This window comes from Mesorhizobium sp. RCAM 06353 (assembly GCF_059683585.1).
This window is the reverse complement of sequence record NZ_CM185031.1, coordinates 2,216,412-2,228,492: the sequence shown is the minus strand read 5'-3', so window position 1 is coordinate 2,228,492 and position 12,081 is coordinate 2,216,412. Positions and strand designations below refer to the sequence as shown.

Below are 12,081 nucleotides of genomic sequence, written 5' to 3'. Positions count from 1 at the left end.
GCTATGTCGGAAGGTTACTGGATAAGGCCATCGTTCTTCAGGAGGTCCTCCTGGAACTTGGCGATGTTATCCAGGGTGGTCTTAGCGTCCTGCTTGCCAGTGATGGCTAGGTCGTACTGGTCCTGCTGCTGGGTGAGCAGTTCGAAGAACTGCGGCACGTGCCACATGTCCTTCTGCCAGTCGAGCGAATTCGCCCAGGCGCGGTCCCACGGACGATAGGTCACATACTTCGGATCGCTGTAGACCGACTTGATCGCGGACTGGCCGCCGGCGGCGGCGAACTGGTGCTGGATATCAGGCGAGAGCCACCACTTCACGAAGCCCACCGCTTCCTTGATTTGCTCAGGCGTTGTCCAGGTGGTGAGAACGAAAGGCTGTCCGCCGATCTGTGACGTACGATTCACCTTGCCGTCGGGGCCGCGCAGGCCTGGCGCCAATCCGAACACCAGCTTGTCGGCAACCTTCGACGTCTTGGGATCGAGCGAGGCTTCGCCGAGACCGATCCAGTCGATGTTCATGGCCACCTTGCCTTCACGGAACAACTGGTCCGAGACGAAGATGTCCATGGTGCCGGTCTTGACCACCGGCGGCATGTACTTCAGCAATTTGAGGAAATGCTCCATGCCCTCGATGGACTTCGGGGAGTTTACGACGCCTTCGGCATGTCCGGTCGGGGCCTTGGTTTCATCCCAGATGCCGCCGCCATGCTCCCAGACGAACGTGTGGACCGAGCTCGTCGAGAAGTCGTAACCTTTGCCTGCCTGATAGGCGATGCCGTAGAAATCGTCATCCAGCACCTGGCCGGCGAGCTTGTCGCCCTTCTTGCGCTGGAAGAATTCGCCAACATGCTCAAACGTGTTCCAGTCCATGGCGTCGATTTCTTCGCCGGTGCAGGGCAGCTTCTCATTGTACTTCGCCTTGAAGGCGGCCTGCTCGTCGTCGTTGCAGAGCACGTCCTTGCGGCCGTAGGTGACCAGCACGTCCGGGAACTGCGGGAAGCCGTAGTAGTTCGGCGTGCTGTTGGGATAGGTCGAGTAGGCGTTGAGCACGGCGGGATGCATCGACTCCATCGTCGCCTTGAGTTCCGGGTCGGCATCGATGAGATCGTTGATCTTGCGGAAGTAGCCGCCTTCGACGAAGGCGCCCAGCCACTGCGAGTCCGACACGATGAAGTTGTACTTCTTTTCGCCCGAGGTCAACGAGGCGTTGACGCGGGTGTAGAAATCCGGCCACGGAATGAAGTCGACATCGAGCTTCACGGTATTGCCAGACTTGGGCTTGTACTGCTCGTCGAAGAACTTCTTCATAATGCGGGTCGGGGGCCAATCCGGCACCGCCATCGTCAACGTCACTTCTTCGGCAGAGGCATAGGTCACGCCTCCCACCAGTAGCGTGGCAGCGAAGCTTGCGGCTGTCGCTAGCCCTTTCACTTTGGTCATCGCCGTCATTCGCGTTTCCTCCCTTGGTTAACCGGATTGCTTCTCGCCGTTCGCGTCAGGTCATTGCCTGGCCGCTCACGGCGCGGAAGACGTGGATTTTCCTGTTATCGATGGCGATCGATGCCGAATCGCCGGTCCTGATGCTGGCGGCGATCGCTTCCGGCAGCACCATGCGCAACATCTCGCCGCCAGCCTCGACCGAGACGATCGTGATGTCGCCGAGCGGTTCGACCAGATGCACCTTCGAGGCAACCCCGGCTTCGCCCTTGGCGGCGAGCCGAATGTCGCTCGGGCGAATGCCGATCAGCGCGGCCTCGCCGGCATCGGCAGTCTTTGGCGCCGTCGCCGGAACCAGAGTCCCGAGCGGCGTGTCGAAAGACTTGGTGTCGGCGCGCACCGAGGCCGTGAACAGATTCATGTGCGGCGAGCCGATCTTGCTGGCGACATAGGTATGGATCGGCTGCTCGTAAAGCTCGTCCGGCGTGCCGATCTGGACGATGCCGCCATCGCGCATGACGGCGATCGTCTCGCCCATCGAGAGAGCCTCGAGCTCGTCGGGCGTGGCATAGATCACGGTCATGCCGAACTGGCGGTGCAGCCGCTTCAGCTCGGCGCGCGTCTCGTGCCGAAGCTTGGCGTCGAGATTGGTGAGCGGCTCATCGAGGAGAAGAATCTTTGGCCGGCGGATCAGGGAGCGGCCGAGCGCGACGCGCTGCTGCTCTCCGCCGGACAGGGTTGCCGGCTTGGCCTTCAGGCGGTGTGTCAGCTTCAGGATCTCGGCGGTCTCTTTCACCCGCTTGTCGATCTCGGCGCGCGCGGCTTTCTCCTCGCGCAGCGGATAGGCGAGATTGTCGTAGACCGTGAGGTGGGGGTAAAGCGCGAAAGACTGGAAGACCATCGAGATGCCGCGGCCGGCGATCGGCGCATGGGTCATGTCGCGGCCGCCGATCTCAAGCGTGCCGGAGTCGGCCTGGACGAGGCCGGCGATAGTGCGCAGCGTCGTCGTCTTGCCAACCGAGCTCGGCCCGAAGAGTACGAAGAAGCGGCCTTCGTCGACGGCGAAGCTCAGGTCGTTGATGGCGCGCACGGATCCATAGGCCTTGCTGAGCCCATCGAGGCGCAGCGCAATCCCCTTGCCGGCACTGGCGCGAGGCGACGTCTGCGTCACGATGCGCCACCTCGTGCGGACGGAACACGCGCCATCCGTATGATCCTCCTCGCCCTCCCGAAATGGACTGCGGCTGTCATTCCCGATCCGCCTTTTCTTTCCTAATCTGGTATTACCAATTTAAGATGCCCGTCAAGCGCTTTCTTGAAATTCGCCGTCACCAAAATAAGCTGAAAACGTCCGCTATATGTTCGTATTTCCTTCATTTTTGGCAGTTCTCCACCTTCATCCCGTTCGCAAAACGCCAATCCTCAAAATTACTGAAATCGCCGACCTTCAAATCTGGTCGAACCAGATTCGCTCCGAGCTACCGCGGCGACCTCCCCGGATTGCCCTCGACGCCCCCCCAATCGGTCCGCATCGGGAGAAGTCTCATATCCTGCATCCGCCTTCGTCCAGCCCTCCTCCATGCCCAACTCACGCCGCCACCACCCCTGGTCAGGATGGCGTTCGGAGTCGCGCCTGCCGCACCAGCGCTGAGGCCGCCCACTGGGCGACGGCCAGGGTCTTGCCGCTGTCCAGGCCCCAGATGTCCTTCAGCACAATCAGCAGTTCGACGCCGAAAATCAGCGACAGCGCCTGCGCTAGGCGCTCGAATTCGCGCGGCGGCAGCTCGCCCCTCAGTGGCGCAAGCGCATCCTCCAGCAGGTCCATGCGATGGCCACGGGTGAAGGGTGGCTCGCCGCCCAGCGTGCCTGCCTGCCCGCGCGCCCATTGGTCCAGCGACAATTTCAGCGCTGCCTTGAACGTTGCCTCGAAGGCCTCGATGCGCGGCATCGCGCTGTCTATCAACTCCGCCACGCGGCGTTCGGCATCGGACGAATCGGATCGCCAGTCGAGTATCGGGCCTAGCCCCTCATCGACCACCGCCTGCACCAGAGCTGCTTGGCTTGGGAAATAGCGATAGGCGGTGGCGCGCGACACTTCCGCCGCCTCCGCGACTTCGCTGACCGAGGGAGTGACGCCCGCCTGCATCAGCCTTGTTGCCGTCTTCAGCATCAGCCGCCTCGTGCGGGCACGGGGACCGCGTTCGGCAGCCTCTTTGGCGTCGTCGTTCACGGCGGCTTGTTGACGTGAGACATCCATGTCAATACGATACGCACGTCTCAAAAAAATGCAATGGCCTTCGCTTGCCGAAGGACCAAGCAAAAGAGCGGCAGGCGGTCCAGCGCCGGTCAGCCGATGACGGGAGAAACGCGATGAAGCGCATCTACGTAGTGGGCACGGCCGACACCAAGGGCGAGGAACTTGCCTTCCTGGCCGATGCGATTGCCGCCACCGGCAATTCGATTGCCCGCGTCGACATCGGAACGCGCGGCGCCACCGTGCCGGTCGATATTCCGGCCCGCGAGGTCGCGGCACATCATCCAGGTGGAGCCGGCAGCGTGCTCGACATAGATGACCGCGGCACGGCGGTGGCTGGCATGGGCGCGGCCTTCACCAGCTTCATCCAGTCGCGCGACGACATATCCGGCGTGATCGGTATTGGCGGCGGCGGCGGCACATCGATCATCACATCGGGCATGCGCGCGCTGCCGCTCGGCCTGCCCAAAATCATGGTCTCGACGCTCGCCTCCGGCGACACCGCTCCCTATGTCGACGTCTCCGACATCATCATGATGCCGTCGGTGACCGACATGGCCGGGCTGAACCGGCTCTCCCGCGTCGTGCTGCACAATGCCGCCCAGGCGATAGCGGGCATGGCGGCCAGGCCTGCACCGCCGCCCGACGGCAAACCATCGATCGGCCTCACCATGTTCGGCGTCACCACGCCTTGCGTGACGGCCATCGCCGACCAGCTTCGCTCGACCTATGACTGCGTGGTCTTCCACGCCACCGGCACCGGCGGCCGCAGCATGGAGAAGTTAGCCGATAGCGGTCTGCTGTCCGGTATCATCGACATCACCACGACCGAGGTGTGCGACCTGCTGTTCGGCGGCGTGCTGCCGGCGACGGAGGATCGCTTCGGCGCGATTGCCTGCGGCAAGCTGCCCTATGTCGGGTCGGTCGGCGCGCTCGACATGGTGAATTTCTGGGCGCCCTCGACCATTCCGGAACGCTATCGCGGCCGACTGCTCTACGAGCATAATCCCAACGTCACGCTGATGCGCACGACGGCGCAGGAATGCCGGGGGATCGGCGAATGGATCGGCACCAGGCTCGCCCTCTGCGAGGGGCCGGTGCATTTCCTCATTCCGGAGAAAGGCGTCTCGGCGCTCGACATTGAAGGCGGCGCCTTCTTCGATCCGGAAGCCGACGCCGTCTTGTTCGAAGCCATCGAGCGCACCATCAAGCCGAATGCCACCCGCCGTGTCACCCGCCTGCCGCTGCACATCAACGACCCCGAATTCGCCCAGGCGGCAACCGCCGCCTTTCTCGACATCGCCAGACACTGAGGTCCCAAAACATGCCCGCAATACCGCGCAAGGACATACTGAAGAAATTCAGGGGAATGATCGACAAGGGCGTGCCGATCGTCGGCGGCGGCGCCGGCACCGGCCTGTCGGCCAAGGCCGAGGAGGCCGGCGGCATCGACCTGATCATCATCTACAATTCCGGCCGCTACCGCATGGCCGGGCGCGGCTCGGCCGCCGGCTTGCTCGCCTATGGCAATGCCAACGAGATCGTCAAGGAAATGGCCTATGAGGTGCTGCCGGTGGTCAGACACACGCCGGTGCTGGCCGGCGTCAACGGCACAGACCCGTTCGTCATCATGCCGCTGCTTCTGGCAGAGCTGAAGACGATGGGCTTTTCCGGCGTGCAGAATTTCCCTACCATCGGCCTGTTCGACGGCACTATGCGGCAGAGTTTCGAAGAGACCGGCATGGGCTTCGGGCTCGAGGTCGACATGATCGCCGAAGCGCACAAGCTCGATCTGCTCACCACCCCCTATGTCTTCAATCCCGACGAGGCGCGCGCCATGACCAAGGCCGGCGCCGACATAGTCGTCGCCCATATGGGCGTGACCACAGGCGGCTCGATCGGCGCCACCTCGGCCAAGTCGCTTGACGACTGCGTTGTCGAGATCGACGCCATTGCCAACGCCGCGCGATCGGTGCGCAAGGATGTCATCCTGCTCTGCCATGGCGGCCCGATCTCGATGCCGGACGACGCCCGCTACATCCTCGACCGTTGCAAAGGCCTGCATGGCTTCTATGGCGCAAGCTCGATGGAGCGGCTGCCGGCGGAAGCGGCGATTGCCAGGCAGACGGCCGATTTCAAGGCCGTTACGCTGCATGACCAGAAGAAGAAGAAGGGATGAGGATATGACCGACAAGAGCAAGGTGTTTGTCTATCCGAAGGACGTCAGCGCCTTCGGCTTCGACTGGGGCAGACTGGCGCTGACGGTGGCGCCGGAAGTGAACGGCGCCACGCGCTTTTCCGGTGGCGTCGTCGACTTGCCTTCCGGCAAGGGCCACACCCGCCACAACCATCCGGGCGCGGAGGAAATCATCTTCGTCATCTCGGGTCACGGCGAACAGATGGTCGAGGACGAGCAGGGCAATCCGGTGGTCGCCAAGGTCGGCCCCGGCTGCACCATCTACGTGCCGGAAAGCCGGTTTCATTCGACGCTGAACACAGGTGAAGGGCCGATGCAGCTCTTCGTCGTCTATTCGCCGGCTGGGCCGGAACTGGTGTTACGGGAGTTGCCGGATTTTAGGTTATTGCCGGCGGGGAAGTGATCTTCCTCCCATCCGCTCAATTTCCGGGGAGGCCCCCTCATCCGGCCGCTTCGCGTCCACCTTCTCCCCGAGGGGAGAAGAGGCTGGCGTTCGCGCCGGCCCTCCTCTCCCCTCGGGGAGAGGTCGGATTGCCCCGAATTGCCCTTCGCAATTCGGACGGCAAGCCGGGTGAGAGGGCAGCACCCTTCAATACCGGCTAGGCGGTCCCACCCCTGTTCCAACCCCTGCCCCGATCGCCAAACATCACATAACCAGCATCCGTCACCGCCAGCGTATCCTCCAGCTTGATGAACCCTCGCGTCGGGTGAAGCATCGTCGTCTCAACCGACAGCACCATGTTCTTCTCCAGCGGCTTGGCCGCATAGGTGCCTTCATAGGTCACCGGATGGTTGGTCATCAGGAACGGCGCCTCATGCGTGATCAGGCCCATGCCGTGGGCGAAGAAATCCGTATAAGGCGCGACCTTCGAAGCCTTCAGTACACCTTCGGCGTGCGAAATCATGTCACCGCCCAGCGTACCCGCTTTGACCTTCGAGAACGCTGCCTGCTGCACCGTCTCGACCTCAGCCAACAAATCCTCGAGTTCGGCATCCGGTTCGCCCAGAATGCCCATCCGGCAGAGGTCGCCGATATAGCCGTGGTAGTTGCCGCCGGAATCGATCGACAGCACCTCGCCCTTCTTCCAGGCCTGCGGCGAGGCGGCGCGGTTGTGACTCGAGCCCAGCGTCAGCAGGCAATATTCGAAATGCGCACCGCGATTGGTCTCCTCGCGCCTGATCTGCTCGATCATCTCGGCCTTGGTCGTGCCTTCGCGCGCCCAGGCGATGGTCGCCAGCATGGAATCGGTGATCAGTTCGGAGGCCGTGCGCAGCTTCTCCAATTCCGCATCGGTCTTGATGGCGCGCATGCTTTCCAGCATCGCGGTCGCATCGATCAGCTTGGCGTCCGGCAATGCCTTGCGGATCAGCGTGTAGGCGTCCGAAGGCAGGAAGCCGGGCTCGATGCCGATGCGGGCGCCGGCCTTGCCGATCTTCTGCAGATGTTCGACCGCGAGGTTGGCGGCATCGAGCGTGCCCCAGCAGGCGGCGTGCAGCGTCGGCGTCCAGAACGGGTTGTTCTGGTGCTCGCCGCCTTCCATGCGGTTGCCGATATAGGCCGCGTGATCCGGCCCGCCTTTTTCGTAGACGACGATCGGCAGGTAACGGCTGTGGCCGATCGCATCCATGGCGGCGAAGAAGATGAATTTGTAGCCGCCCAGCAGATATTGCGTGTTGTGCTTGGAGGTGGCGAGCAGCACATCTATGCCGGCCTCCTCCATCAGCCGGTCGACCCTCGCCTCGTCGAACGGAATAGTGCTGACGGCACTTTTGCCCGGCGCAATGTTCATCTCTCTCTCCCTGAATTGCCTGGGATCGACCTTGTTCCGCTCCCAATCCCTAGGCTGTGGATTAAATCTGCACCATTTTGCTCACTCTGGTCTAGCCAGAAATCCACGAACAGTGCGGTCGAGCGGTCACCAAGTCGTCATCCGTTGCCTGTTCGCGAAATCTGGTCCTACCAGATTGGTTGAATTGAACCCGTTCTCTTGAACTGGTCCAGCGGACGAAAATTTCAAAGCCAAGCAAGGATGCGCCAATTCCGTCTCTGGCGAAACCCTCGGCAAGGCTCATAATCACCACCGCAAGAATGCCGATGCCGGCATTCGAGGGGTGTTGTCGCGCCGATCGGGTCGCGGAGAGGACGGAGTTCGATCATGTCAGGTTTCACGATTTCCAGACGCAAAATGCTTGCCGGCTCGGCAATGCTGCTGGCCTCCACCGCCATGCCGACATTGGGCTGGGCGCAGACACCAAAGAAGGGCGGCCGGCTGGTGCTTGCCGCTGATTCCGAACCGCGCAACCTCAACCCGGCGATCGTCGCCTCCAACGGCGTCTTCTTCATCTCCAGCAAGATCGTCGAGACGCTGGCCGAAGCCTCCTTCGACGGCAAGGACGGGCTCGCGCCACGATTGGCGCTGAGCTGGGAAGGCGCCGCCAACGGGCTCTCGGTGACCTTCAAACTGCGCGACGGCGTCAAATGGCATGACGGCAAGCCGTTCACCTCCGCCGACGTGGCCTTCTCGGCGCTGCAGATCTGGAAGCCGCTGCAGAATCTCGGCCGCACCGTGTTCAAGGATCTGGCCAGCGTCGACACCCCGGACGATCTCACCGCCGTCTTCAAATTCGCCAAGCCGACGCCGTTCCAGCTGATCCGCAACGCGCTGCCGGCGCTGTCGAGCGTCGTGCCGAAGCACATCTACGAGGTCGGCAAGATCGAGGACAACCCGGCCAACAACGCCCCCATCGGCACCGGGCCGTTCAAGTTCGGCGAGTACAAGGCCGGCCAGTATTACCGGCTGACCAAGAACACCGATTACTGGGGCAAGGACGAGCCCTATCTCGACGAGATCATCTACCAGGTTCTGCCCGACCGCACGTCGGCTGCGAGCGCGCTGGAAGCGGAAGAAATCCAGCTCGCCGCCTTCTCCGCCGTGCCGCTGGCCGATCTCGACCGCATCTCCAAGGTGCCGGGCCTGAAGGTGATCTCCAAGGGCTATGAAGGGTTGACCTATCAGCTCGTCGTCGAGATCAACCATCGCCGCAAGGAACTGGCCGATGTCAAGGTGCGCCAGGCGATCGCGCATGCCATCGACAAAGATTTCGTCGTCAAGACTGTGTTCCTCGGCTATGCTGCCACCGCCACCGGCCCGGTGCCGAAGAACGATCCGCAATTCTACACCGCCGACGTGCCGACCTATGCCTTCGATGTCGCCAAGGCCAACGCACTGCTCGACGAAGCCGGCTACAAGAAAGGCCCGGACGGCAAGCGCTTTACGCTCAAACTTCTGCCGGCGCCCTATTTCAACGAGACCAAGCAGTTCGGCGACTATCTGCGCCAGGCGCTGGCGGCAATAGGCATCGACGCGGAACTGGTCAACAACGACTCGGCCGCGCACATCAAGGCCGTCTACACCGACCACGCCTTCGACCTCGCCGTCGGTCCGCCGGTGTTTCGCGGCGACCCGGCGATCTCGACCACCATCCTGGTGCAGAGCGGTATTCCGGACGGCGTGCCGTTCTCCAACCAGGGCGGCTACAAGAACGATGCGCTCGACGCGCTGATCGCCAAGGCCTCGGAAACGCTCGACACATCGGCCCGCACCGACCTCTACAAGGAGTTCCAGAAGGAAGTGGCCACCGACCTGCCGCTGATCAACGTCGCCGAATGGAGCTTTATCAGCGTCGCCCGCGACACGGTCGGAAACATCGCCAACAACCCGCGCTGGGCGGTGTCGAACTGGGCGGACACCTATCTGGAATCGTGACACATTCGCGCGGATGAAAGTTCGCGAGATCATCGTAGACGTCGAGCTCTACGAGGCCCCCCTCTGTCCTGCCGGACATCTCCCCCTCGAGGGGGGAGATCAGCAGCTTGTCTGTCCCGCGAATTCTTCAACGTTGAAGATTGGCGAAGCCAAAAATGACAGCCAATCTCCCCCTTGAGGGGGAGATGTCCGGCAGGACAGAGGGGGGTGCCTAGGCGCAGTCTTAACCAGCGTATCGCCAACCCACCGACGCCCCCATGACCCGGGCCCTCACCCTCATCCGCCGTCGCCTCGTCGGCAGCGTCTTCGTGCTGCTGATCGTCGTCATCGGCACGTTCCTTTTGCTCGAAGCCGCCCCAGGCGATGCGGTCGATGCCTACATCGTCTCGACCGGCGGCGATGCCGGCATGATCGAATTGCTGCGTCATCGCTGGGGCCTCGACCAGTCGGAACTGACGCGGCTGGCCAACTATCTCTGGGCGCTGCTGCATCTCGATCTCGGCCAGTCGGTGACCTTCTCCAGGCCGATCCGCGACGTGATCCTCGAGCGGCTGCCCAACACGCTTCTGTTGATGGTCAGCGCCACCGCGCTGTCCTTCGGGCTCGGCTCGGCACTCGGCATTTATGCCGGCGCCAGGCCCGGCAGTTTCCGCGACCGCTTCCTGTCGATCGGCTCGCTGGCGCTTTATGCCGTGCCGGGTTTCTGGCTCGGCCTGGTGCTGATTGTCATCTTCGCCGTCGACCTGCGCTGGCTGCCGATCGGCGGTATCGAGACGCTGGCCTCGGACAAGACCGGCCTCGACCGCGCCGCCGACATCGCCATCCATCTCGTCCTGCCGGTGTCAGCCCTCGGCTTCATCTACCTCGCGCTCTATCTGCGCATGATGCGCGCCGGCATGGCCGAGGTCTGGCGCCAGGATTTTGTCCTGGCCACCCGCGCCAGGGGGCTTTCGCGCCGCCGTATCGTGCTCGCCCATGTCGCCCGCAATGCGCTTCTGCCGCTGGTCACAATGCTCGGCCTGCAATCGGCGCAGATGCTGGGCGGCAGCGTTGTCATCGAGAGTGTCTTTTCCGTGCCAGGCCTCGGCCGGCTGGCGCAGGAAGCCGTGGCTTCGCGCGACACGCCCTTGCTGCTGGGGATCATCCTCGTCAGCGCCGTCCTGGTCATCGTCATCAACCTGCTCGTCGACATCGCCTATGCCTTCCTCGATCCGCGCGTTGGCGCCAGCGAGGCCGGCGCATGAACCCGCTCCGCCGTTTTCTGCGCGCGCCCGAGGCGGTTGCCGGCGCGATCCTTCTGGCCGCACTGATAGCGATGGCGCTCATCGCGCCGCTGCTTTTCCCCGGCGATCCACAAGCCATTGCTGGACCGGCGCTGCTGCCGCCGTTCCAGGACTGGTCGCTGCCGCTCGGCACCGACAGGCTCGGCCGTGACGTGCTGGCCGAGCTGTTCCATGGCGCTCGTACCTCGCTTGCCGTCGGGCTAGCGGCAGCGGCGGCGGCACTCGCCATCGGCGCGGTGGTCGGCACGCTGGCCGGCTTTGCTGGCGGCCTCGTCGACGAGGTGCTGATGCGCATCACCGACGCTTTCCAGACCGTGCCGAGCTTCCTGCTGGCGCTGGCCTTCGTCAGCGTCGTCGGGCCGTCGCTCGGCGTCGTCGTTGCGGCAATAGCGCTTGGCACCTGGACCGGGCCGGCGCGAATTGCCCGCGCCGAAGTCCTCTCCATCCGCGAACGCGACTATGTCGCAACTGCGCGTGCCATCGGCATGCATCCGCTCGAAATCGCTTTTCGCGAGGTGCTGCCCAACGCCTTGCCGCCGGTGCTGGCGATGTCATCGGTGATCGTCGCCGCCGCGATCCTCACCGAAGCGGCGCTGTCCTTCCTCGGCCTCGGCGACCCCAACAGGGTCACCTGGGGCGGGATGATCGCCGAAGGCCGCGCCGTGCTACGCACCGCGCCCTTCCTGTCGATCGTCCCCGGCATAGCACTGGTGCTGACGGTGCTGGGCGTCTATCTGGCAGGTGAAGGCATTGTCGAGACGACGGCGGTCAGGAGAGGCCTGTCGTGACCGTGCTGGCGTCGACCCGCGATCTGACGGTGACCTACCGCCGCGACGGCAACGTGGTGTCGGCGCTGAGGAACATCAGCCTCGACATCATGGCTGGCGAGCGTCTGGCCATCATCGGCGAAAGCGGGTCGGGCAAGAGCACGCTCGCGCTGGCGATTGCCGGGCTGCTGCCAGCGAGCGCCAGGATCGAAGGGCGCATCGATTGGTTCTTACACACATCGTCAACGTTGGGTGCTAAGGCGCCCCCTCTGTCCTGCCGGACATCTCCCCCGCAAGGGGGGAGATTGCGCCCTCGTCTCCGCTTTCACCAATCACAAACATTGCAGAAAGTGAGCAGTCGGCGAAGCTGCTGATCT

Annotated in this window: 11 protein-coding genes; 7 read left to right on the top strand and 4 right to left on the bottom strand. The window is 63.3% G+C overall.

What is annotated here, in order from left to right; translation table 11 throughout:
* Window positions 1-14 precede the first annotated feature (14 nt).
* The 3 genes from AC56QX_RS10555 to AC56QX_RS10545 form a co-directional block, all read right to left on the bottom strand.
* Window positions 15-1,448, bottom strand: a complete 1,434-nt coding sequence (locus AC56QX_RS10555) for an ABC transporter substrate-binding protein (RefSeq protein ID WP_497115762.1) — start codon at window positions 1,446-1,448, stop codon at window positions 15-17.
* A 46-nt stretch (window positions 1,449-1,494) separates the two neighbouring features.
* Window positions 1,495-2,607 carry an ABC transporter ATP-binding protein gene (locus tag AC56QX_RS10550; RefSeq protein WP_497115760.1) on the bottom strand — a complete coding sequence of 371 codons (1,113 nt, stop codon included), beginning with the start codon at window positions 2,605-2,607 and terminating at the stop codon, window positions 1,495-1,497.
* 438 nt (window positions 2,608-3,045) lie between these two features.
* The gene (locus tag AC56QX_RS10545; protein WP_497115759.1) at window positions 3,046-3,693 is read right to left on the bottom strand and encodes a TetR/AcrR family transcriptional regulator; all 648 of its coding nucleotides are present in this window, start codon (window positions 3,691-3,693) and stop codon (window positions 3,046-3,048) included.
* A gap of 113 nt (window positions 3,694-3,806) precedes the next feature.
* Here AC56QX_RS10545 and AC56QX_RS10540 point away from each other — a divergent pair, with 113 nt between their 5' ends.
* The 3 genes from AC56QX_RS10540 to AC56QX_RS10530 are packed head-to-tail and all read left to right on the top strand — an operon-like array spanning window position 3,807 to window position 6,290.
* A complete protein-coding gene (locus AC56QX_RS10540; RefSeq protein WP_497115757.1) occupies window positions 3,807-5,003 on the top strand; it encodes a Tm-1-like ATP-binding domain-containing protein in 1,197 nt (398 codons plus the stop codon).
* A gap of 11 nt (window positions 5,004-5,014) precedes the next feature.
* Window positions 5,015-5,869 carry a phosphoenolpyruvate hydrolase family protein gene (locus tag AC56QX_RS10535; RefSeq protein WP_497115755.1) on the top strand — a complete coding sequence of 285 codons (855 nt, stop codon included), beginning with the start codon at window positions 5,015-5,017 and terminating at the stop codon, window positions 5,867-5,869.
* A 4-nt stretch (window positions 5,870-5,873) separates the two neighbouring features.
* Complete coding sequence (locus AC56QX_RS10530) at window positions 5,874-6,290, top strand: cupin domain-containing protein (protein WP_497115753.1); 417 nt, start codon at window positions 5,874-5,876, stop codon at window positions 6,288-6,290.
* 196 nt (window positions 6,291-6,486) lie between these two features.
* On the opposite strand, the gene AC56QX_RS10525 is transcribed toward AC56QX_RS10530, so the two are convergent.
* Window positions 6,487-7,677, bottom strand: a complete 1,191-nt coding sequence (locus AC56QX_RS10525; protein ID WP_497115752.1) for a M24 family metallopeptidase — start codon at window positions 7,675-7,677, stop codon at window positions 6,487-6,489.
* Between the two features lie 366 nt (window positions 7,678-8,043).
* Here AC56QX_RS10525 and AC56QX_RS10520 point away from each other — a divergent pair, with 366 nt between their 5' ends.
* From AC56QX_RS10520 to AC56QX_RS10505, 4 genes are all read left to right on the top strand, one after another.
* Window positions 8,044-9,654 (top strand): ABC transporter substrate-binding protein, encoded by a 1,611-nt coding sequence (locus AC56QX_RS10520; protein WP_497115751.1) that lies wholly within the window; start codon window positions 8,044-8,046, stop codon window positions 9,652-9,654.
* A gap of 257 nt (window positions 9,655-9,911) precedes the next feature.
* Entirely contained in the window at window positions 9,912-10,898 is a 987-nt protein-coding gene (locus AC56QX_RS10515; RefSeq protein ID WP_497115749.1) for an ABC transporter permease, read from the top strand.
* Entirely contained in the window at window positions 10,895-11,725 is an 831-nt protein-coding gene (locus AC56QX_RS10510) for an ABC transporter permease (protein WP_497115748.1), read from the top strand. Before AC56QX_RS10515 ends, AC56QX_RS10510 begins: the two co-directional genes overlap by 4 nt.
* Entirely contained in the window at window positions 11,722-12,078 is a 357-nt protein-coding gene (locus tag AC56QX_RS10505) for an ATP-binding cassette domain-containing protein (protein ID WP_497115746.1), read from the top strand. The genes AC56QX_RS10510 and AC56QX_RS10505 overlap by 4 nt, the downstream gene beginning before the upstream one ends.
* Window positions 12,079-12,081 lie beyond the last annotated feature (3 nt).